General features: G+C 63.5%; 23 protein-coding genes. 13 read left to right on the forward strand and 10 right to left on the reverse strand.

Annotated features, from left to right (window positions below; all coding sequences use genetic code 11):
* Window positions 1–56: 56 nt before the first annotated feature.
* The 4 genes from trpE to FQV27_RS02995 all read right to left on the reverse strand — a co-directional run bounded on the left by trpE (window position 57) and on the right by FQV27_RS02995 (window position 6,047).
* Window positions 57–1,571: an anthranilate synthase component I gene (gene trpE / locus FQV27_RS02980; protein ID WP_147096317.1), complete on the reverse strand. Its 1,515-nt coding sequence runs from the start codon at window positions 1,569–1,571 to the stop codon at window positions 57–59.
* 2 nt (window positions 1,572–1,573) lie between these two features.
* Window positions 1,574–3,511: a peptidylprolyl isomerase gene (locus tag FQV27_RS02985; RefSeq protein WP_246132980.1), complete on the reverse strand. Its 1,938-nt coding sequence runs from the start codon at window positions 3,509–3,511 to the stop codon at window positions 1,574–1,576.
* Window positions 3,512–3,594: 83 nt separating this feature from the next.
* Window positions 3,595–4,776, reverse strand: coding sequence for an aminotransferase (locus FQV27_RS02990; RefSeq protein WP_147096318.1), 1,182 nt, complete (start codon window positions 4,774–4,776; stop codon window positions 3,595–3,597).
* The gene (locus tag FQV27_RS02995) at window positions 4,773–6,047 is read right to left on the reverse strand and encodes a hypothetical protein (protein WP_147096319.1); all 1,275 of its coding nucleotides are present in this window, start codon (window positions 6,045–6,047) and stop codon (window positions 4,773–4,775) included. Before FQV27_RS02995 ends, FQV27_RS02990 begins: the two co-directional genes overlap by 4 nt.
* A 103-nt stretch (window positions 6,048–6,150) precedes the next feature.
* On the opposite strand from FQV27_RS02995, the gene FQV27_RS03000 reads away from it, so the two are divergent.
* The 7 genes from FQV27_RS03000 to lexA all read left to right on the forward strand — a co-directional run bounded on the left by FQV27_RS03000 (window position 6,151) and on the right by lexA (window position 11,675).
* Window positions 6,151–6,741: an anthranilate synthase component II gene (locus FQV27_RS03000; protein WP_147096320.1), complete on the forward strand. Its 591-nt coding sequence runs from the start codon at window positions 6,151–6,153 to the stop codon at window positions 6,739–6,741.
* Window positions 6,738–7,763 carry an anthranilate phosphoribosyltransferase gene (gene trpD / locus FQV27_RS03005; RefSeq protein ID WP_147096321.1) on the forward strand — a complete coding sequence of 342 codons (1,026 nt, stop codon included), beginning with the start codon at window positions 6,738–6,740 and terminating at the stop codon, window positions 7,761–7,763. Before FQV27_RS03000 ends, trpD begins: the two co-directional genes overlap by 4 nt.
* On the forward strand, window positions 7,760–8,419 hold the full coding sequence (locus FQV27_RS03010; RefSeq protein WP_147096322.1) for a uracil-DNA glycosylase: 660 nt from the start codon (window positions 7,760–7,762) through the stop codon (window positions 8,417–8,419). The genes trpD and FQV27_RS03010 overlap by 4 nt, the downstream gene beginning before the upstream one ends.
* A gap of 43 nt (window positions 8,420–8,462) precedes the next feature.
* Window positions 8,463–9,251 (forward strand): indole-3-glycerol phosphate synthase TrpC, encoded by a 789-nt coding sequence (gene trpC, locus FQV27_RS03015; protein ID WP_147096323.1) that lies wholly within the window; start codon window positions 8,463–8,465, stop codon window positions 9,249–9,251.
* Entirely contained in the window at window positions 9,248–9,718 is a 471-nt protein-coding gene (gene moaC / locus FQV27_RS03020; protein ID WP_147096324.1) for a cyclic pyranopterin monophosphate synthase MoaC, read from the forward strand. Before trpC ends, moaC begins: the two co-directional genes overlap by 4 nt.
* Window positions 9,715–10,890, forward strand: coding sequence for a molybdopterin molybdotransferase MoeA (locus FQV27_RS03025; RefSeq protein WP_147096325.1), 1,176 nt, complete (start codon window positions 9,715–9,717; stop codon window positions 10,888–10,890). The genes moaC and FQV27_RS03025 overlap by 4 nt, the downstream gene beginning before the upstream one ends.
* A gap of 92 nt (window positions 10,891–10,982) precedes the next feature.
* A complete protein-coding gene (gene lexA / locus FQV27_RS03030) occupies window positions 10,983–11,675 on the forward strand; it encodes a transcriptional repressor LexA (RefSeq protein WP_147096326.1) in 693 nt (230 codons plus the stop codon).
* Window positions 11,676–11,714: 39 nt separating this feature from the next.
* On the opposite strand, the gene FQV27_RS03035 is transcribed toward lexA, so the two are convergent.
* From FQV27_RS03035 to alr, 6 genes are all read right to left on the reverse strand, one after another.
* Window positions 11,715–12,644, reverse strand: a complete 930-nt coding sequence (locus FQV27_RS03035; protein WP_147096327.1) for a hemolysin family protein — start codon at window positions 12,642–12,644, stop codon at window positions 11,715–11,717.
* Window positions 12,644–13,129, reverse strand: a complete 486-nt coding sequence (gene ybeY / locus FQV27_RS03040) for an rRNA maturation RNase YbeY (protein WP_147096328.1) — start codon at window positions 13,127–13,129, stop codon at window positions 12,644–12,646. Before ybeY ends, FQV27_RS03035 begins: the two co-directional genes overlap by 1 nt.
* On the reverse strand, window positions 13,122–14,201 hold the full coding sequence (locus FQV27_RS03045; RefSeq protein WP_147096842.1) for a PhoH family protein: 1,080 nt from the start codon (window positions 14,199–14,201) through the stop codon (window positions 13,122–13,124). Before FQV27_RS03045 ends, ybeY begins: the two co-directional genes overlap by 8 nt.
* 155 nt (window positions 14,202–14,356) lie before the next feature.
* On the reverse strand, window positions 14,357–15,085 hold the full coding sequence (locus tag FQV27_RS03050) for an ABC transporter ATP-binding protein (RefSeq protein ID WP_147096329.1): 729 nt from the start codon (window positions 15,083–15,085) through the stop codon (window positions 14,357–14,359).
* Window positions 15,082–15,849: an MlaE family ABC transporter permease gene (locus FQV27_RS03055; protein ID WP_147096330.1), complete on the reverse strand. Its 768-nt coding sequence runs from the start codon at window positions 15,847–15,849 to the stop codon at window positions 15,082–15,084. Before FQV27_RS03055 ends, FQV27_RS03050 begins: the two co-directional genes overlap by 4 nt.
* Window positions 15,846–16,892 (reverse strand): alanine racemase, encoded by a 1,047-nt coding sequence (alr, locus tag FQV27_RS03060; protein WP_246133005.1) that lies wholly within the window; start codon window positions 16,890–16,892, stop codon window positions 15,846–15,848. The genes FQV27_RS03055 and alr overlap by 4 nt, the downstream gene beginning before the upstream one ends.
* Before the next feature lie 239 nt (window positions 16,893–17,131).
* Here alr and FQV27_RS03065 point away from each other — a divergent pair, with 239 nt between their 5' ends.
* The 6 genes from FQV27_RS03065 to FQV27_RS03085 all read left to right on the forward strand — a co-directional run bounded on the left by FQV27_RS03065 (window position 17,132) and on the right by FQV27_RS03085 (window position 19,978).
* Window positions 17,132–17,794: a DUF6497 family protein gene (locus FQV27_RS03065; RefSeq protein ID WP_147096332.1), complete on the forward strand. Its 663-nt coding sequence runs from the start codon at window positions 17,132–17,134 to the stop codon at window positions 17,792–17,794.
* Between the two features lie 163 nt (window positions 17,795–17,957).
* The gene (locus FQV27_RS18795; protein WP_186827193.1) at window positions 17,958–18,095 is read left to right on the forward strand and encodes a hypothetical protein; all 138 of its coding nucleotides are present in this window, start codon (window positions 17,958–17,960) and stop codon (window positions 18,093–18,095) included.
* Between the two features lie 101 nt (window positions 18,096–18,196).
* Window positions 18,197–18,619 (forward strand): hypothetical protein, encoded by a 423-nt coding sequence (locus FQV27_RS03070; protein ID WP_147096333.1) that lies wholly within the window; start codon window positions 18,197–18,199, stop codon window positions 18,617–18,619.
* Window positions 18,620–18,745: 126 nt separating this feature from the next.
* The gene (locus FQV27_RS03075) at window positions 18,746–18,979 is read left to right on the forward strand and encodes a hypothetical protein (RefSeq protein ID WP_147096334.1); all 234 of its coding nucleotides are present in this window, start codon (window positions 18,746–18,748) and stop codon (window positions 18,977–18,979) included.
* A gap of 80 nt (window positions 18,980–19,059) precedes the next feature.
* Window positions 19,060–19,284 (forward strand): YMGG-like glycine zipper-containing protein, encoded by a 225-nt coding sequence (locus FQV27_RS03080; RefSeq protein ID WP_147096335.1) that lies wholly within the window; start codon window positions 19,060–19,062, stop codon window positions 19,282–19,284.
* A 130-nt stretch (window positions 19,285–19,414) separates the two neighbouring features.
* Window positions 19,415–19,978, forward strand: coding sequence for a hypothetical protein (locus tag FQV27_RS03085; protein ID WP_147096336.1), 564 nt, complete (start codon window positions 19,415–19,417; stop codon window positions 19,976–19,978).
* Window positions 19,979–19,988 lie beyond the last annotated feature (10 nt).

The following is a 19,988-nucleotide window of genomic DNA, read 5'->3' on the forward strand; positions in this document are numbered from 1 at the left end:
GGCTTTCGAGCCGCCCTTTTTCTTGGTCGAATGTCGATCAAAGCCTCGTGCTGCTGTCAGTCGTTACCGCGGCGGAAACGGCTGGCCCCTTCCGCCGCGCGCAGCAGCGCACGCGATTTGTTCACCGTTTCCTGATATTCACTTTCCGGGTCGCTGTCATAGACGACACCGCCACCGGCCTGAATATAAAGCTGCCCATCCTTGATGACGCCAGTCCGCAGCGCGATGCACATGTCCATCTCGCCATTGGCAGAAAAATAGCCGACCGCACCGCCATAGACACCGCGCTTTTCGGGCTCCAACTCATCGATGATTTCCATCGCGCGGACCTTTGGGGCGCCCGAGACGGTGCCTGCCGGAAGCCCGGCGAGCAAGGCCGACAAGGCGTCCTCGCCCTCTCGAAGCTCGCCGATCACGTTGGAAACGATATGCATGACGTGGCTGTAGCGCTCGATGACGAATTGCTCTGTCGGGCGGACCGAGCCGATCCTGGCGACGCGGCCGACATCGTTGCGGCCCAGATCCAGCAGCATCAGATGCTCCGCCAGTTCCTTCTGATCGGCCAGCAGATCGGCTTCCAGGGCGCGGTCCTCTGCCTCGTTCGCACCGCGTGGCCGCGTGCCGGCGATCGGCCGGATAGTGACCTCGCCGCCGCGCAGCCGGACAAGGATTTCGGGACTGGCCCCGACGATCTGAAAGCCCCCCTCCTGTGGTTCGAGGTTCAGGAAGAACATGAACGGAGACGGGTTCGTGCGCCGCAGACTGCGATAAAGCGAGAACGGCGGCAGCGGAAAATCAAGCGACCAACGCTGCGCGGGGACAACCTGGAAAATATCGCCAGCGCGGATGTAATCCTTCGCCTTCTCGACCGCGTCCTTATAGCCCTGATGGGTGAAATTCGATCGCGGCGCGCCGATTTCGGCAGAACGCCCCATCTCTCGGGGCTCATGAGGCATCCGGTCCAGACTGCGCAGCGCATCCGACAGCCGCTCTGCCGCCTGTGCATAGGCTGCGCGCGCGTTCACCCCTGCCTCATGCCAGACCGGCGCGCAAAGCGTGACCTCGCCTTTGACCCCATCCAGCACAGCCACGACGGAAGGCCGGGTCAGCATCGCATCCGGCAGCCCGATCGGGTCGGGGTTCACGTTCGGAAGATGCTCGACCAGACGGATCATGTCATATCCGAGATAGCCGAAAAGTCCCGCAGCAGCGGCGGGAATGTCGTCCGGCATCTCGATCCGGCTTTCGGCAATCAGGGCGCGCAGGCTTTCCAGCGCCGGACGCTCGTCATCGGTGAAGCTGTCGGAATAGCGCGCCTCGCGGTTGATGCGCGCATGTCCGGCGCGGCATTCCCAGATCAGGTCGGGCTTCATGCCGATGATCGAGTACCGGCCGCGCACCTCGCCGCCGGTGACGCTTTCAAGCACGAAACTGTTCGGCGCGGCTTCTGCGAGCTTCAGCATCAGGCTGACCGGCGTGTCCAGATCGGCCGCCAGTCGCGTTGTCAGAAGCTGGTTCTGCCCGGCCTCCCAGCCAGCGGCGAAATCGTCGAAATTCGGGCTGGTCTGCACGATTACAACCGCGATTCGACAGCAGCGATGCCGGGCTGGTTCAGGACCACGCCGTTCTGCGCCTGCGCGGCGCGCGAGAAGTAGTCGTAAAGGTCCATCTGAAGCGACTGGCCAAGCCGGTCTTCGATATTCGACAATACGTCTTTTGCAATGTCTGACCCAAGATCGGCAGGCTCGATCCGGTCAACGCGGACAAGGGCCACGCGACCGCCGTCATCGACGATCTCTGTCTCTCCGTCGGCAAGTTTGAACGCATCCTCGACAAGCTTCGGGGGCGCTGTCTCGATAAACCCGTCGCGCATGATGCCGGTTTCGGTGTTCCAATCCAGCGCTGCCGCCTGGTTGGCCGGGGTCTGGTCGGCCAGCGATTGCGCGCCGGCATCTGAACCGTTATCCGCCGCCGTGTCAGAATGAACCGGAGCGATGGCGGGAATGGTTTCTGAAACTGCATCCAGCTTGCGCTCTTCTGCCAGCGCAACAAGCTGCCGATGCGCCTCGCCCTGCGCCCAATCCGCTGCAACTGCGTCACGAACCTGATCGAAAGGGATCAGCGCCGGGGGCACGATTTCGTCAAGACGTAACGCAAAGACACCGCCATCTTCCAGTTCGAAAAGCTCTGGGAAATCGCGGTCGCTGATCGCCGCCGCATGTTCGCGAAAGCTCGGATAGCCGCCGATTTCGCCCGGTGCAGCCTCCACCTCATCCGACCAGTCGATCTGACCCAGTTCCAGCTCGGTTTCGTCCGCCACCTGCTCCAGCGTTGCGCCGCCGGCGAGAAGATCCTCGATTCCGGCGGACTGATCTTCGATCAGGCGGCGCGCACGGTCTGCGGCGGCCTCGGCGCGCAGGTCGGGAAGTGCATCTTCATAGCTGACGCTGACAGGATCGAGGATCGCATTGACCGAAAACAGCGCGGGGCCAAGATCGGTTTCGACCGGGCCAATTACGCCGTTATCCGCAGCCGAGAAAACTTCAGCACCAGCGCTGCCAAGCTGGGCTTCGGTCATCTCGCCCAGATCGGTATCGGCAAGGCTCAGGCCGCGTTCAGCGGCGAGTTGTTCGAAATCAACCTCTCCGGCATCGAGCCGTGCCTTGGCCGCCGCTGCCGCGTCCTGATTTTCATAGACCAGACGGCTGACCAGACGGCGCGCGGGCTGGTTGTACTCGGCGGATTTCGATTCATAAAGATCGCGCAGCGCCGTGTCATCCAGTTGAACCTTGTCGGCCAGCATTTCCGGCGTCAGCCAGATATAGCTGATCTTGCGGATTTCGGGCGAGGTGAACCGGTCGGCATTGGCCTGATGCCATGCCTGCAATATCTCGTCGCTGGCCGGGCTGACCGGGGCGGCGAGATCTGCCGGGGTCAGCTCCACCCAGGAAATGTCGCGCTTTTCCAGCCGCCAGTCGGCGGTCTGGTCAACCTGCGTCTTTGGGGCTTGAACGCCGGCGACCACCGCCGCTTGAAGGATCGTGCGAGACAGATCACTGCGCACGTCGCGTTCGAAACGTTCTTCGGTCATTCCCTGCCGACGAAGGCTTTCGCCATAAGCAGCGCGGTCGAAGCCGCCCGGTCCCTGAAAGGCGGGCGCGGTCGTGATCGCATCCGCCACGGCCTGATCGCCGACCGATATCCCTGCCTGCCGCGCTTCCTCGGCAAGCGCGGCGGTGCTGAAAAGCTGCGCGCGAACGGCATCCACCAGCCCCATATTGCGCGCCTGTTCCATCGTCAGGCGCTGTCCGGTCTGACGGCTGAAATTGCTGATCTGCGCGTCGAGGCTGTTGTAATAGGTCTGCCCGTCGATTTCGGTTTCGCCGACGGAACCGATTTCGGTCGAACTGCCCGAGAAGTTGGTGACGCCGAACCCGCCGAGCCCAAGCAGAAGCAAGCCCATCAGAATCCAGACAATGGTGGATTTGCCCTTGGTTCGCAGGCTGGTCATGCGTCGTATCCTTAAAATGGTGTCGGCAGGGTTTTAGGGCGGCACGGGGAACGCTTCAAGCCCGCCGCATCATCGCCCCGGCATCAATCCCGGATGTCGGGGGTAAAATCGGCCAAACGCGATGCCATCGCAGCTATTCCGGCGGCGTCGGCATTGGCGAAGGCGATACGCAGATGACGCTTGCCCTGCCCGTCCGGCATGAACATCGTGCCGGGCAGCATCAGGATGCCCGCCTCGTGCACAAGCGTTCGGGCAAGCTCGTCCGAGGCCATGTCGAACGGATGCGCGACCCATGCGAAATACGCCCCGACCGAGACAAGTTCCCATCCGGGAACGGACTGCATCGCCTCGCGCATCGCACGGCGCCTGTTCAGGATCTCGACCCGCTCTGCGGCGACCCAGTCGCTCATCTTGCGCAGCCCGTATTCCGCGCCGATCTGGCCGATCTGCGATGTCGAGATCGCAACCGTGTCCAGAAATTTCTCGATCTCGACCAGCCGCTCCGGGCCGGTGACAATAGCGCCGACGCGGTGTCCGGTCAGCCGGAACACCTTGGAGAAGCTGTAAAGCTGGATCAGCGTCTCGTCCGCGCCATCGCGATTGCGCAGATCGTGCGGTGCGCCTTCGCGGCTGTCGAAATCCCGATAGGTCTCGTCAACGATCAGCGCGATGCCACGCGAGCGGGCAAGGTCGAAAAATGCGCTCAGCGTTTCGGCCGGATACTCTGCGCCGGTGGGATTGTTCGGACTGACAAGCACGATCGCCCGCGTTTTGTCTGTGATAAGCGCGGCGGCGTCTTGCGCACGCGGCACCATGCCCTGCCCGCATGCCAGCGGAACCGCCCTGATCCCCTGCATGGCAAGCCACATCTTGTGGTTGAAATACCACGGCACGGGCACAATGACCTCGTCACCGGCCCCGGCAAGCGAGGTCATGGCCGCACAAAAGGCCTGATTGCAGCCCTGTGTGATTGCGATATGTCCGGGTGTCACGGGCGCATCATAAAAGCGCTGCCAGCTTTGCGCGAGCGTTGCGCGCAGGTCGTCATTTCCCAGCACCGGCCCGTAAAGATGCGCCTCTGGCCGGTTCAGCGCCGCGTCGGACATCACCCGGCGCAGGTCTTCGGGCGGCGGATCTACGGGTGCCGCCTGACTGACATTGATGAGGGGACGATCAGGCGGAAAGCTGGCCGAAGCAAGCCAGCGCCGCGCCTCCATCACGGGCGGGGAAAATGTGGCGGCAAGGGTGGGATTAACCGGTTTCATGGCAAGCTCGGCAAAGAGATGGTCGGAAGGCTCAGATCGGGGGCACCGGCGCGTGGGATGCCTGTTGCCGGTTGCGAAACCGGCGGCTCCGTTGCGGACCCGGCGGGTGCCGCCGCTGGTGCAGGGGGTGTCGAGGGCAGCACCATCTCGGGCGGCGGAAGCTGCGCGGTCTCCGCGCCAGCTGTTGGCGAGACTGCGCGCGACGGCGCATCGTCGCGAGCTGCGGCAGATGCATCGGGCGCGACTGCATCTGACGCGGTATCGGCCTGCTCGGGCGGCTCCGGCACTGTTTCGCGGCGCGGGTCCGGTGTTTCCAGCGCGGGCGGCGCGGGCCGTGAATTCTGCGCAGGCGCATCCGGCGTCGAAGCGGGTAACGAGGCTTGCTGCGTGGCCCCTGCCTCTGGCGGGTCAGCCTCGCCCTGAACGGTGGTCGTCTGCGTCGCCGGCGCGGCGGGGCTGACGCCATCGACATTCGCGGCCTCTGGCAAGACCGGTGCGCCGGGGCGCTGCACGCTTGCCCGCTCGGGAACGCGCTCGGTCGAGGGCAGATCGGCCCCCGCTTCCTCGATCAGCGGCACAGGCGCGGCGCGAGAGGCAAGCGCAGGCCCGGCATCCTGACCGGGGTCAGCCACGCGGCCGGGATTCGCGCGGGTCGAGGGCGGATCGACCGTAACGGCCGGTGGCGTCGGATCGCTGCGCGTTTCTTCCGTGGGTTGCGGACTGACCGCCTCGCTTTGCGGCTGGGGACGTGCGGCCGTCGCGGTCGAGGGTGTCGGGCTCGGCTCTGTCTCGGGCGCGGCCACAATCGGCGCTTCGGCGACTGTCAGGCTTTCATCGGTCGCTCCCGCGCCGGGCGCAGTCGGCGGAATATCCTCGGCGCGCGCAAATTCAGAACCGGGCGGTGGCGACATGCGCGTCGTTTCCACCGCCGGAGAGATCGCGGCCTCTGCTGCGGGCGCGGCGGGCGTATCAGGGGATGCCGACCCATCGGCGGGGTTAGCCGGACGTGTCGCGGCTGTCTGCGACACGCCGCCTTCGTCACCGGGCGCGGCATCACGCGCCGGCTCCGTAGCCCCGGCAGCGGTATCGCTTTCGACCTCTGCACGCGGCGCCACTGAAGGGGTCACGTCCTGCCCCGAGACGGGGACCGGAGCGCGAACCGAATCGCCGGTCGGTGCCAGCGGTAGGGCAAGTGACACGGCCGCAAGTGCAGCCGCGCCGACCAGCCCGCCATGCAGCGCACCCCGTCCAAATCCGTCCGCCTTTGTCATTGCTGCCCCATTCGTGACGCGCGACGGCTTGCCCCGCCGCGCCATTTCGCACATCTATAAGACCTGATCCTTCCGGGTTCACCCCATTTCGCGACAGACTGACATGATCCTGCTTATCGACAATTACGACAGCTTCACCTGGAACCTCGTCCATTACCTCGGCGAAGAAGGTGCTGATGTGAAGGTCTGGCGCAACGACGCCCTGACTGTTGACGAGGCATTGGCGATGCGTCCTGACGGTATCGTGATCTCGCCCGGTCCCTGCGATCCGGCACAGGCTGGCATCTGCGTACCGCTGATCCGCGCGGTTGCAGAGCGTGGCGATATTCCGCTTTTCGGCGTCTGCCTTGGCCATCAGGCCATAGGAGAGGCGTTTGGCGGGCGCATCACGCGCGCCGACCGGATTCTGCATGGCAAGGTCGATGACGTGATCCATGACGGCACCGGCATATTCTCTGCCCTGCCCTCGCCGCTGAAGGCCACGCGCTACCACTCGCTGACCATCGCGCCCGACAGCCTTCCGAACGTGTTACGGGTGACGGCGCGCGCCGGGGACGGCACGATCATGGGGGTGATCCACAACGATCTGCCAATCGAGGGTGTCCAGTTTCACCCCGAATCCATCGCGTCGGAACATGGTCATGCCATGATCCGCAACTTTCTCAGCCGCTGCCGAAAGCCCGTGACCGCATGACCACCGATATTCGCCCGCTAATCGGGCTGGCCGCCGAACGCCCCCTGACCCAGGGAGAGGCCTCCGACGCCTTCGCGGCGCTGTTCGAGGGCGCGGCGACCCCGGCCCAGATCGGTGGGTTGCTGATGGCGATGCGCGTTCGCGGCGAAACGGTGGACGAAATGGCCGCCGCGACCGGGGCGATGCGCGCGCGCATGAATCGCATAACCGCCCCGCAGGGCGCGGTCGATATCGTCGGGACGGGCGGCGACGGGCGCAAGACCTTGAACATTTCGACCGCCGCGGCGCTTGTCGTGGCCGGTGCCGATGTGCCCGTCGCAAAGCATGGCAACAAGGCGCTGTCGTCCAGATCCGGCTCTGCCGATGCGCTGACAGAGCTTGGCATCAATATCATGGCGACCCCCGCCCAATCGCAGCAGGCCCTGAACGATGCCGGCCTGTGCTTCATGATGGCCCCGGTTCATCATCCTGCGATGCGCCATGTCGGACCCGCGCGGGCCGAACTCGGCACCCGCACGATCTTCAATCTTCTGGGCCCGATGACGAACCCTGCCGGCGTGAAGCGCCAGTTGACCGGCGCGTTTGACACGGCGTGGTGCCGCCCGATGGCCGAAACGCTGCGCGAGATGGGCTCGGAACATGTTTGGCTGGTTCATGGCAGCGACGGGACGGATGAGCTGGCGATTTCGGGCGACAGTTTCGTTGTCGAAATGAAAGACGGCGAGATCCGCGAATTCACCGTTGCGCCAGAAGATGCGGGACTTCCCCGCCACGATTTCGACGGGATCATCGGCGGAGATGCCGCCCATAATGCGGCCGCCGCGCGCGCGATTCTGGATGGGGCGCATAACGCATATCGCGATGCCGTGATCCTGAATGCTGCGGCCGCCCTGCTGATCGCGGGGCGTGCGGGCGATCTGCGCGAGGGCGCGGCAATCGCCGCCGAAAGCCTCGATTCAGGTGCCGCCAAAGCCAAGCTTGCCGCGCTTGCTGCCGCCGTGCCCCCGGCAGAAACCGCATGACGCCACCCGAAGCCTGGACGGGCCTGCCGTTTTTCAGCCGCGACTGGCCCGACATACGGCGGAAGCTTGACGAAACAGACTTTTTGCCCGGTCCCGCCGCGGTCTTTCGCGCCCTCGACATGGTGCAGCCCGATCAGGCGCGCGTGGTGATTCTGGGACAGGACCCCTATCCGACGCCGGGACATGCCGACGGACTGGCATTTTCCGTAACGCCAGAAACACCGTTGCCGCGATCTTTACGTAACATTTTCAAAGAACTTCAGGACGATGTTCATGGAGTCCCGCCAAGCGGTGATCTGTCGGGATGGGCGCGTCAGGGTGTGCTGCTGCTGAACACGTCACTGTCGGTTCTGCCCGGCGTTGCGGGGGCGCATGCGAAATGGGGCTGGGACCGCCTCGCCCGCGAAGTGGTCGCCGAGGCGCAGCGCCACCGCCCGCTTGCCTTCCTGCTCTGGGGGGCAAATGCGCAGAAAGCGCTGGCGGGCCTGCCGCGCGCCGAGGATCTGCTAATCGCAACCGCGCATCCCTCGCCATTATCGGCGCGACGCGGGTTCTTCGGCTCGCATCCGTTCAGCCGCATCAATGAATGGCTTGAAACACACGATGAGGCCCCGATCGACTGGGCATTATCCGGGGACGCGCCGTCGCGCGGATGATTGCGGGCTTCCCTCGCACCGCGCCGGGGCTTATGGTCCGCCCATGACCATTCTGGACAAGATCAAAAGCTACAAGCTCGACGAAATCGCGGCCGCGAAGGCAGAGCGCCCGCTTTCGGAAATCGAGAGCATCGCGCGTGCCGAAAGTGCGCCGCGCGGATTCGCCAATGCGCTTGGTGCCAAGGCCGTGACAGGCTATGGGCTTATCGCTGAAATCAAGAAGGCAAGCCCGTCGCGCGGCCTTATCCGCGAAGATTTCGACCCACCTGCGCTGGCGCGGGCCTATCAGGCAGGCGGTGCGGCCTGCCTTTCGGTGCTGACTGACCGGCCCAGTTTTCAGGGGGCGCCGGAATTCCTGACTGCCGCCCGCAATGCCTGCGATCTGCCGGTGTTGCGCAAGGATTTTCTGTACGACACCTATCAGGTCGCCGAGGCGCGAAGCTGGGGCGCAGATGCGATCCTGATCATCATGGCGTCTGTCGATGATACGCTTGCCGCCGAGCTGGAGGACGCCGCCGCAAGCTGGGGGATGGACGCGCTGATCGAGGTTCACAACCGTGCGGAACTGGACCGAGCGCTGCGCCTGAAATCACCGCTTGTCGGGATAAACAACCGCAATCTCAAGACCTTCGAGCTTGATATTGCCGTGACCGAGCATCTCGCACCGCTGATCCCCAAGGACCGCCACATCGTCTGTGAAAGCGGGCTTTTCGAGGTCGCGGATCTCGACCGTATGGCCCGCGCCGGCGCAAGACGTTTCCTGATCGGTGAAAGCCTCATGCGAAAGCAGGATGTCACCGCAGCGACCCGGCAGATCCTCGGTGCCGCATGAGCCTGACGCATTTTGACCAGCAAGGTCAGGCACATATGGTCGATATATCAGATAAATCCGTGACTGACCGAGAGGCCGTCGCCGAGGGTGTCGTTCTTATGCGGCCCGAAACGCTGGCTCTCGCCGAAGGTGGCGCGGCGAAGGGCGATGTATTGGGCGTCGCGCGCATCGCCGGGATCATGGCCGCGAAGCGCACATCCGATCTTATTCCGCTTTGTCACCCGCTGCCGATAACGCGCGTCGCGCTCGATCTCGTGCCTGACGCGGACTTGCCCGGAATTCGCGTGACCGCAAGGTTGCGGACGGCCGGCAAGACGGGGGTGGAGATGGAAGCCCTTACCGCCGTATCGGTGGCCTGCCTGACCATTTACGACATGCTCAAGGCGGCCGAGAAGGACATGCGCATCGACGGCATCCGCCTGCTGCGAAAGTCAGGCGGTAAATCAGGTGATTACGAGGCGAAATGATTACGGTTGACGAAGCGCTTGAATGCGTTCTTGCCCTTTCCGGTCCGCTTTCCACCGAAGAAGTGAAAGTTCAGGATGGGCTTGGTCGCGTGTTGAGCATGCCCGTGCGCGCAAGGCTGAGCCAGCCCCCCTTCGACGCCTCGGCGATGGACGGGTACGCGATACGCCGCGACGAAATGGGCGAGACACTTCGCGTGGTTGGTGAATCCGCTGCCGGCCGGCCATGGGATGGCGATGCCGCGCCCGGAACAGCGGTGCGGATCTCGACAGGTGCGGCCGTTCCCGGCGCATATGATTGCGTGGTGATTCAGGAAAACGTGTCGCGACAGGGCGATGACATCCGCGTCACTGCCCCCCAGACAGGCGATAATATACGCCTCCATGCAACTGATTTTGCCGAAGGTTCCGAGTTTTTCCCGCGACGCCCGCTTACCCCGCGCGATTTGGGCCTGATCGCGTCGATGAATGTCGCGCAGATCGCTGTCACGCGACGCCCGAAAGTCGTGATCCTGCCCGGCGGGGACGAGTTGGTGCCGCCCGGCAGCACGCCCGCCGCTGGCCAGATTGTCAGCTCGAACGACATCGCTATTGGCGCACTCGCGCGTCGAGAGGGGGCCGAGACAGTCATTCTGCCGATCGCCGGGGATTCAGAGGCTAGCCTGAAAGACAGTTTCGAGCGCGCGGCGGGCGCGGATCTGATCGTGACGATCGGCGGCGCATCTGTCGGCGATCACGACCTGATCGGCAAAGTAACCGAAAACGCTGGTATGGAGCGCGCCTTCTACAAGATTGCCATGCGGCCCGGAAAACCGCTGATCGCCGGGAAGATCGGCGGCTCCGCAATGATTGGGCTGCCCGGAAACCCTGTGTCCGCGATGGTTTGCGCTGAAATATTCATTCGCCCCCTTATTCGCGCGATGCTGGGTCTGGGGCCAATATCGCGCCTGCGTCGCGCCGAGCTCGGCCGCGATCTGCCGCCCGAGGGCGACCGCCAGCATTACCTGCGCGCGGCGCTGTCGATGCGCGATGGCGTCCCCGTGATCACGCCGTTTGAAGATCAGGATTCCGCGCGCGTCGGGTTGCTGGCGCAGGCGGATGCCCTGCTTGTGCGGAAGCCGAATGACGGCCCGCGCAAAGCGGGGGAATACGTCGAATTCATTCCATTCGATTAACCCGATTTTTACGCTTCTGCCCTCATTCTGTTGACCGGTATGGCAAGTTATGTCAGAACATTAATCGAACACCGAAGCAACAGGGCCAGAACATGCTGACGAAGAAACAGATCGAGCTGCTCGAGTTCATTCAGAAGCGAATGGCGCGTGACGGTGTTCCGCCCTCATTCGATGAAATGAAGGTTGCGCTTGATCTGCGGTCGAAATCCGGCATTCACCGCCTTGTCACCGCCCTGGAAGAACGCGGCTTCATCCGCCGGTTGCCGCACCGTGCGCGGGCACTTGAAATTGTCCGCCTGCCCGAAACGCTCGCCGGCTCTGCCTCTGGATTTGCGCCCAAGGTTATCGAAGGCAATCGGCCCGCTGCCCCACCGCGCGGCGCAATGGATGTTCAGGCGCATGCGATGGAACTTCCGGTCATGGGCCGCATCGCCGCAGGCGTTCCGATCGAGGCGATTTCAGAAGTATCGCACCATATCTCGGTGCCCGGCAGCATGCTTTCGGGCCGCGAAAACCATTACGCGCTGGAGGTGAAGGGCGATTCGATGATCGAAGCCGGGATCAATGATGGCGATGTCGTGGTCATCCGTGAACAGGACAGCGCGCAAAACGGTGACATCGTGGTGGCCCTTGTTGATGAGCATGAGGCGACGCTGAAATATTATCGCCGCAAGGGCGCGATGATCGCGCTTGAAGCCGCGAACCCGGCCTATGAGACGCGGATACTGCCGGAAGACAAAATCCGCGTTCAGGGCCGGCTCGTGGGGCTCATTCGCAGTTACTGACCCGAAGCTGGCCGAATTCGCGCCGATATTTCCGGCCCGTCAGTTCGCGTCTGCCCTGACTTTATCGGACATCTGCGATGGCAGGCGCAAACGGACGCGCTTGACGCGACGCGGGTCGGCGTCGACGATATCGAACTCCGCGCCAGAAACATGGGGGATCACCTCGCCCCTGACAGGCACCCGACCTACAAGCGTGAAGATCAGGCCGCCAAGCGTGTCGATCTCCTCTTCTTCGCCGGGGGCAAGCCGCAGGCCCGTCTCTCGCTCCAGTTCATCAAGCGGCGCACGCGCCTGAATCAGCCACTGGCCGGGCTTTTCAGCCAGCCACAGGCCACCTTCCACCTCGTCATGCTCATCCTCGATCTCGCCGATCACCTGCTCGATCAGATCCTCGATCGTGACAAGCCCATCGACGCCGCCATATTCGTCGATCACCAGCGCCATATGAATACGCTCTTTCTGCATCTGTTGCAGAAGCACGCCAATCGGCATGGACGGCGGCACGTAAAGAAGCGGTCGCAGCATCGGGCGCAGGCTGAACTTGCCGCCCGGCTTACTGCCAAAGCCGTGCTTCAGCGCCAGATCCTTCAGATGGACAAGTCCCATCGGGCTGTCCAATGTTCCCCTGAACACCGGTATTCGCGAGAAGCCATGCTCGCGAAACATATCCACCAGTTCGTCCAGCGTTGCAGTGACCGGCGCGGCGACGATTTCGACCTTGGGGATCGCGACATCGTCGACCCGCATCCGACGCAGATTGACCATCCCCGGCACGACGGCATTCGGCGCGCTGGCATCCATGTCTAAGCCAGCCTCCTCGCCGCCCGAAAAAGCCCCGAAAAGCCGCCCCAGAAAACCGCGTGAGGCTGGCAGATCGCGTCCCTCGCCGCCTACGCCGTCGGCCCATCCTGCTGGATCGGCCCCGACATCGGCGACGGGGGTGGGACTTCGGGATGGATCGCTGTTCATTATGCCCTCTCCAGATAGGGGTCGTTAATGCCGAGTGGCAGAAGAATTTCGCGCTCTGCCGCTTCCATTGTCTCGGCATCAGCGTCGTTCAGATGGTCATAGCCCGCCAGATGTAAAATGGCATGGACAAGAAGATGCGTCACATGAGCGTCAAACCGCTTGTCCTGCGCCTTCGCCTCGCGCTCGCAGGTTTCGAAGGCGATGGCGATATCGCCCAGTTCGTCGATATCGGGGCGCGGCGGATGCGCGCCCGGCGCATGATCGACATGCTCGACTGTGGGCCATGACAACACATTCGTTGGTTGCGGCTTGTCGCGGAAATCGCGGTTCAGATCAGCGATGCGCGCATCGTCGCAGCCCATAACGACAATATCCGCATCCATCCCGAGCCATGAAAGTGTCGCGCGCCCTGCACGTTCGGCCAACATATCAAGCCCGGCAGCGGCCCATCTGTGGTCCTCGATGACAGTGTCGATCTCAGCCATTATCGCGTCCCTGCCCGCGTCCCTGACTACGGACAGAGCTTCCGGGTGCGCGGCGCGGCGGATAGTTTCCCTGCGCCTGATCCTCACCGCGCGCCAACGCTTCGGCATCCGCAGCGTCATACGCTTCGATCACCCGCGCGACCAGATGATGGCGCACCACATCCTTCGCCGTGAAGTAATTGAAGCTTATGCCTTTTATGCCGCCAAGAATACGCTCGGCATCGACCAGTCCAGACTGCATGCCGCGCGGAAGGTCGATCTGACTGCGGTCGCCGGTGATGACCATGCGCGAGCCTTCGCCCAGACGGGTCAGGAACATCTTCATCTGCATGGTCGAAGCGTTTTGCGCCTCGTCCAGAACCACGAATGCGTTGGACAGCGTGCGCCCGCGCATGAAGGCAAGTGGCGCGATCTCGATGCGCTTTTCCTCCATCAGCTTCGCAAGCTGCTTGCCAGGCAGAAAATCGTTCAGCGCGTCATAAAGCGGCTGCATATAAGGATCGACTTTCTCTTTCATGTCGCCGGGCAAAAAGCCCAGCCTTTCGCCTGCCTCCACCGCCGGGCGCGACAGGATGATTCGGTCGACATGGCCGCCGATCAGCATCGTTACGCCGACCGCGACCGCGAGATATGTCTTCCCGGTACCGGCCGGGCCGATGCCAAAGGCCATCTCATTGGCGAACAGGTTGCGGACATAGTCCTTCTGCGCCTCGGTCCGGGGTTCCACCGTTTTCTTACGGGTTCGCAGTTCGATCGGACCGGAGCTGAACATTTCAAGCTGCTCGTCCGGCGAACGAGAGGCTGGCTCTGCCTCTGGTCCCATACGCAGTGCGGCGTCTATTTCCGCGGCAGCGACCGGGCGCCCCTGCTCCAGCCGGGCATAAAGCGCCTGCAGAAGCTGGGCGGTTTCTTCGCGCGCGGCTTGCGGGCCGACCACGGCCAGAAGGTTGCCGCGACGCAGGATATGCACATGAAGCGCCGCCTCGATCTGCGCGAGGTGCGAATCGGCGGGGCCGCATAGCTCGATCAGCAGCCGGTTATCGGGGAATTCCAGAAGCGTCTCGCCCTGCATGGCGGATTGCGCGGCGGTATCGGGTGCGGTGGGAGTCAGGCCCAATGAGGTCTCCGGTTTGTCAGCACCCCCATCGTGGGGTGCGTGACGGGTTTGCACAAGTGGTTGCTGTTAAAACTGCGCCGCTGTCGCAAAAGTTTCACAGTCCCGGCCGCTCAGCCGCGCCAGATGCCGCGGATGAAGTCATGAACATGACGATCTGTCGCGGCGTCCATCTGCGCGACGTCGCCCTGCCAGTGGACGCGTCCGCCTGACAGCATCGCGACACGGTCGGCGACGCTGCGCACCGTGGTCATGTCATGCGTGATCGTGATCGCGGTCGCGCCGGTTTCGGTCACGATGTCCCGGATGAGCGTGTTAATGCGCGCCGCCCGGATCGGGTCCAGCCCGGTTGTCGGCTCGTCAAAGAAGATGATTTTCGGATCGGCGGCGATGGCGCGCGCAAGGCCCGCCCGCTTTGCCATTCCGCCTGAAAGCGCCGCCGGGAACAGGTCGGCCACTTCGGGGCCAAGACCGACGCGGGCCAGCTTCTCGACCGCAACGCGGCGGGCGGCCTGCTCGCCCAGGGTTTTACGCAGCCGGAAGGCAACATTCTGCCAGACCGTCAGGCTGTCGAACAAAGCAGCGCCCTGAAACAGCATCCCGAAACTGTCCAGGAAGCGGGCGCGACTGGTTCGCGTCAGCGGCGCACCTTCCCAAAGCGTCTGCCCTGAATCGGGCACTTCAAGCCCGAGAATGCATTTGAGAAGCACCGACTTGCCGGTGCCGGACTGCCCGATCACGACCAGACTTTCGCCCGGCGCGACGGCAAGGTTCACCCCGTCAAGGACCGTCTGCCCGTCAAAGGATTTGCGCAGATCACGGGCTTCAAGCGCTGCGGTCATCCGAAAAACAGCCCGGTCAGCGCGAAATTCGCCGCGAAAATGCCGACAGCCGCGACAACCACCGCGTATTTCGTGGCACGGCCGACCCCGGCTGCGCCGCGACCGGCATTGATGCCGAACCAACAACCCGACAGCGCCACGATCAGCCCGAAGACCGCGCCCTTCAGCAAACCGGAAATCACGTCCCAGCTTTCAAGGAATGACCAGCTTCCCTTCAGGTACGCCGCAGAGGTGAAGCCGAGAGACTGCGTCCCGACAAGCCAGCCGCCCATGATCCCGATCACGTCGCCCACCCCGACCAGCATCGGCACCGCAAGGATTGCCGCCCAAAGCCGGGGTGTGACCAGATGGCGCCTGGGGTCCGCCGACAGGGTGACAAGCGCGTCAATCTGTTCGGTCACGCGCATCGTCCCGATCTCGGCCGCGATAGAGGAGGCGACGCGCGCCGCGACCATCAGCCCGCCAAGAACGGGACCGAGTTCGCGCGCCATTCCAATCGCAACGACCGCAGGCATCACGTCGCCCGCTGCAAAGCGCTCTCCGCCGGAATACATTTGCAGGGCGAGCGCCGCGCCAGTGAACAGCGCTGTCAGTCCGACCACGGGCAGCGAGAGCCAGCCGATCTGGATAAGCTGGCGCAGAAATTCCCTTGGCTCCGGCACCATGAAAAGGCTTCGACTGGCGAAAAGTGCCACGCGCCCGACCAGCCGCGCCACGCCAAGCGCTGCCCGTCCGGTCAGCGATACGGGTCTGGCAGAGATCATTGCGCGATGCGTTCGTAGCGTTGGCCGAGCGAAGTCAGCACCTCGTAGCCGATTGTGCCCATCGCATCGGCGACCGCGTCAACCGGCTGGGCCGCAGAAATCAGGTCGAGCGCGTCCGGAACATCGCTCAGCGCCGAAATGTCGGCGGTTATCAGGTCCATGGACACGCGGCCGATCAAAGGACAGGCGACGTCGCCCGCGTAAAGATAGATGCGGGGACGCGCGCCGTCCGACGAAAGCGTGCGGTGAATGCCGTCGGCATAGCCCGCCGCCACCGTGGCCACGCGGGTCGCGTGGCTGGCCGTCCAGCTGTTCGAATAGCCCACCGACTCTCCGGGCTGAACCTCGCGCGTCTGGACGACGGGCAGCGACAGGCTGACCACCGGCAGCGCGTCGGCAAATGGCAGACCGCCGTAAAGGCCGATGCCCGGACGCACGAGATCGAAGTGATATTCCGCACCCAGCAGAATGCCGCCCGTCGCTGACAGGCTGCGCGGAACGCCGATGCCATCGGTCATGGCGCGAAAAGCACCAAGTTGGCGGGCGTTCATCGGGTGATCCGGCTCATCCGCGCAGGCCAGATGCGACATCACAAGCTCTGGCCCGGCGGAGAGGATTTCTGCCTTCAGGGCGGCCCATTCGTCCGGCTCGAACCCGAGACGGTTCATTCCGCTGTCGAGCTGGATGGCGAACGGCCGTCCGGGTCGGGTCGCGCGGTCGCGGAAATACTGCTCGGGGCTGTTCAGAACCGGGATCGCGTCGCCCGGATCGGCACCGGACATATGCCCCGAAAGCACGAATATCCGCGCCTTCCCACCGACCGCGCTCCGCACCGCAGGCGCTTCTGACGCCAAGGCCACGAAGAAGTCCTGTGCGCCAGCCTCTGCCAGCGCTGCCGAGACGGTGGCGGCGTCCAGACCATAGCCGTTGGCCTTGACGACACCAGCGGCGCGCGCGCCCGACGCAAGCCCCGACAAGGCACGGTAATTGGCCTTCAGGGCCGAAAGGTCGATCTTCAAAACCATGCTGCTGCTTTCCTCCATCGACCGGCTCAGGTCAAGCGCCGAGGGTCGGGGGAGCATGCAGAGTTGCAACATCCGAAAATTTTTCGCCATCACCGGCTTGAGGATCAGCGGCCAATCCGCATCGATTTACCCACGAGTACCGGCGTCGCAATCTTTGATCGCAGCGCCGGCACCCCGCCCGAATCGCGGCTGCAAGCGTGCCGTGCATCATTCTGTCCCTTGCCGGGACCCGACCGGAACACCCACACCCCTTCGCCATGACAGTCCTGAACGCCACTGCCCGGATCATCTTTCCCTTTATCGCCACTGCCGCCCTGGCAGAGGATGTCACACAGATCCCTTTGCCCGTGCCGTCCGGGCAGCCGATCTATTGGCAGGAAACCATCCACGGCGTGCCGGGTGCGCATGGTCTGACATATCGCTTTCGCTTCGTCGCGCCCGATCTCGCTGACCTTGTGCCAATGGCTGAACCCGCGCCGATGGATAACCTGACCGAGGAAGACATGGCGGCGCTTTCTGACCTGGCCAGCAGCGAAGGTGCCGGCGGTGCAGCTATTTTAAGCGGGGCGGTCGATGATGGGCTGATATCTGCGCAGGAGCTTGATCTGGCGCCGGTGATCTCGTTCCAGAATGCCGAGGAGGCCGCCGACGCCTACATTGTCGCCGAAGACGATGGCGTGGCATTGCCGCCTGCGCCCGACATCCTGTTCCGCGATCCGATGCATGACGACATCGTCTGGCTGTGCGAGGAATACGTGCTGCCGCGCATCGCAAGCCCCGCGCCCCGCCCGACGGAAATCGTCATCTCGCTGTCTGACAGGGCGACGGCATCTGGCGATCTGGAAAGCGGCGCAGTCCAGCTGTTCGAAGCCTTCAGCCTGCCGCCCGACCGCGACGAATGCGTCTGGGAACCTTTCTGACAGGCTGATGCAAGCCTGCCACAGATCGGCGGCGACACGCCGACGCCCGAATTGGCTGCCTATCGCGACACGGAATTCCTTCGTAGAATCAGGCCGTCCGCGCAATGCGTGCGACAACCACTGACAAAAAGGGGTAGTCAAACCCCGCTTACAGGAGCAGACAATGTCGAAGAATATCGCGCTTGCCCTCATCGCCGTGGGTATCCTGGCCGCTTGCCAACCGCGTCAGCCGGAAGTGGTCACCACCCCGGCCGCCGTCTCGGTCGAGCCGGTCTATCAGGGCAAGTACGGCGCCAACTGAGTTTCCGTGACGCCTATCGCACGGGCGGCGTGTCCGCCCGTGTGCCGCAGCCCGGAACGGTAAGCTGCGGTTGAGCGCGGGTCAGCAACCGAAGGACCGATATGCAGAAACATCGCGGCTTTCCGTCCCGCCTGCCCTCGACCGACTATCAGTTCACCATCCGCCGGGCCAATTCCAAGGGCGCGACCAAGCTTGCCGCGCGCGAACGCTTCCGCGACCGCAGTCCCGCTGACCGGCGCGCAGATGCCGGATTTCTGGCTGCGTTGATCGACCATTTCGGTGAAGACGAGTTCGAAAGGGGAAATCTCGACGCAGGGCGGCTGTCATGGCTGCTTGGCCGAGAGGTCCTCGCGGTAGGAAAGCTGGACCCGACATCCTACGAACAGCTTTTCCGCATCGACATGAAGAAAGCCGAGGCCAATTTCCCGGAAATCTTCGCAACCGATGCCGACGAATCCGAGCAGGACGACGACTGGAATGACGACTGGGACGACGATGAATCCGAAGATTACGAAAATATATAGGCGGTCAAGTGCCGCCCGTAACCTTTTCACGTCCTTGTCAGTTTTCGGGAGTGAACGTTTGTGGCAATTTGGCGTTGCAACGACACATGCCCGTTAAAGGGCTAACTGAACAGAAGGCAGTGTAATATGCAGATCAAGACCTCTCTCCGCCTGGCTGGCGCCATCTTCGCCGTCGCAGCGCTTTCGGCCTGCGCGAATGACCCTTATGGCACCGGCATGTCGCCCGATGCGCAGCGCGCCCTTGTCGGTGCCGGCGCGGGCGCCGTCGCCGCAAAAGCCTTTGACGAAGATATCGGGACCGGCGCGGTTCTCGGCGCTGCCGCTGGCGCGCTGTGCGACGACGCGCGCGTCTGCCAGTAAGCCGGACCATTCCGGCATCCTTACCAACTCATCCACGGGACGCGGGCTGATGTCTGCGTCCTTTTTCAGGAACAGGAACCATGCGTAAACTGACCATCCCGGCTCTGGCCGCTATCGTCACTGTCGGCCTGGCCGGCTGCACCCAGAACATCAACCCGACCGATGTTGACCGCGCGGCCATCGGCGCCGCTGCTGGCGCGACCATCGCCCATGTCGGCGGCAAGAAGGAAAGCGACGTCTATAAAGGCGCAGCGATCGGCGCTGCTGCTGGCGCGCTGTGCAACGACGTCCGTCTCTGCCAGTAACGGGCGCTCGCCTTCATGGACATTAAGCGCCCGCGAGCTTCCGGCTCGCGGGCGCTTTCCATTGCCGCTGTCAGTCGCAATGCGCTAGAAGCAACGGACACCCGTTCCGACAGATGACAGACGTAACCTGATGACCCCGCCTCTCGATCAGATCCTTTCGCCGCAGGCGCAATCCGCGATGATCGCGGGCCTGTTTCTGGCGGCGGGCTGGTGGGTGGTCGCATGGCAAAGCCGCAAGCGGGACGCCAAGCAGCGCGCCGAGCGGGTGCGCGATGTGCAGCGCGCCCTTTTTGCCGAGATCAGGGCCTATCTGGCCGTGCTGGAGCGGGATCAGATCGCCGAATATGGCGGCCATATCGCCGACCGGATCGAAGCGGAGGAAGGTTATTTCCCGGTCATCCCGACCGAGCATAACGATGCGATCTTTCGCGCGATCGTCAGCGAGATACACGTCCTGCCGCGCGATACGGTCGATCCTGTCGTTCTGTATTACAGCCAGTTGAACGCGATCGGGGCGATGATAACCGATCTGCGCGCGCTCGATACCGCACGCGTCGGGAATGCGCGTGCCGCGGCGATGTATCGTGATTATATTTCGATGAAGCTTGGCGCCATCGAACTGGGCGAAGGCGCATTATCGGCGATCCGGTCCAATATGGACGGAACGGCGCTGATTTCAGGTCCGGATCAGTAACCCGGCCGGG

The sequence above is a fragment of the Paracoccus aurantiacus genome, assembly GCF_007993065.1.
GTDB lineage: Bacteria > Pseudomonadota > Alphaproteobacteria > Rhodobacterales > Rhodobacteraceae > Paracoccus > Paracoccus aurantiacus.

Excerpts from the sequence above, each read along its gene's own strand:
- FQV27_RS02985 (WP_246132980.1), bottom strand. The coding sequence starts at position 3,511 with ATGACCAGCCTGCGAACCAAGGGCAAATCCACCATTGTCTGGATTCTG.
- FQV27_RS02990 (WP_147096318.1), bottom strand. The coding sequence starts at position 4,776 with ATGAAACCGGTTAATCCCACCCTTGCCGCCACATTTTCCCCGCCCGTG.
- FQV27_RS02995 (WP_147096319.1), bottom strand. The coding sequence starts at position 6,047 with ATGACAAAGGCGGACGGATTTGGACGGGGTGCGCTGCATGGCGGGCTG.
- FQV27_RS03000 (WP_147096320.1), top strand. The coding sequence starts at position 6,151 with ATGATCCTGCTTATCGACAATTACGACAGCTTCACCTGGAACCTCGTC.
- trpD (WP_147096321.1), top strand. The coding sequence starts at position 6,738 with ATGACCACCGATATTCGCCCGCTAATCGGGCTGGCCGCCGAACGCCCC.
- FQV27_RS03010 (WP_147096322.1), top strand. The coding sequence starts at position 7,760 with ATGACGCCACCCGAAGCCTGGACGGGCCTGCCGTTTTTCAGCCGCGAC.
- trpC (WP_147096323.1), top strand. The coding sequence starts at position 8,463 with ATGACCATTCTGGACAAGATCAAAAGCTACAAGCTCGACGAAATCGCG.
- moaC (WP_147096324.1), top strand. The coding sequence starts at position 9,248 with ATGAGCCTGACGCATTTTGACCAGCAAGGTCAGGCACATATGGTCGAT.
- FQV27_RS03025 (WP_147096325.1), top strand. The coding sequence starts at position 9,715 with ATGATTACGGTTGACGAAGCGCTTGAATGCGTTCTTGCCCTTTCCGGT.
- lexA (WP_147096326.1), top strand. The coding sequence starts at position 10,983 with ATGCTGACGAAGAAACAGATCGAGCTGCTCGAGTTCATTCAGAAGCGA.
- FQV27_RS03035 (WP_147096327.1), bottom strand. The coding sequence starts at position 12,644 with ATGAACAGCGATCCATCCCGAAGTCCCACCCCCGTCGCCGATGTCGGG.
- ybeY (WP_147096328.1), bottom strand. The coding sequence starts at position 13,129 with ATGGCTGAGATCGACACTGTCATCGAGGACCACAGATGGGCCGCTGCC.
- FQV27_RS03045 (WP_147096842.1), bottom strand. The coding sequence starts at position 14,201 with ATGCAGGGCGAGACGCTTCTGGAATTCCCCGATAACCGGCTGCTGATC.
- FQV27_RS03050 (WP_147096329.1), bottom strand. The coding sequence starts at position 15,085 with ATGACCGCAGCGCTTGAAGCCCGTGATCTGCGCAAATCCTTTGACGGG.
- FQV27_RS03055 (WP_147096330.1), bottom strand. The coding sequence starts at position 15,849 with ATGATCTCTGCCAGACCCGTATCGCTGACCGGACGGGCAGCGCTTGGC.
- alr (WP_246133005.1), bottom strand. The coding sequence starts at position 16,892 with ATGGAGGAAAGCAGCAGCATGGTTTTGAAGATCGACCTTTCGGCCCTG.
- FQV27_RS03065 (WP_147096332.1), top strand. The coding sequence starts at position 17,132 with ATGACAGTCCTGAACGCCACTGCCCGGATCATCTTTCCCTTTATCGCC.
- FQV27_RS18795 (WP_186827193.1), top strand. The coding sequence starts at position 17,958 with ATGTCGAAGAATATCGCGCTTGCCCTCATCGCCGTGGGTATCCTGGCC.
- FQV27_RS03070 (WP_147096333.1), top strand. The coding sequence starts at position 18,197 with ATGCAGAAACATCGCGGCTTTCCGTCCCGCCTGCCCTCGACCGACTAT.
- FQV27_RS03075 (WP_147096334.1), top strand. The coding sequence starts at position 18,746 with ATGCAGATCAAGACCTCTCTCCGCCTGGCTGGCGCCATCTTCGCCGTC.
- FQV27_RS03080 (WP_147096335.1), top strand. The coding sequence starts at position 19,060 with ATGCGTAAACTGACCATCCCGGCTCTGGCCGCTATCGTCACTGTCGGC.
- FQV27_RS03085 (WP_147096336.1), top strand. The coding sequence starts at position 19,415 with ATGACCCCGCCTCTCGATCAGATCCTTTCGCCGCAGGCGCAATCCGCG.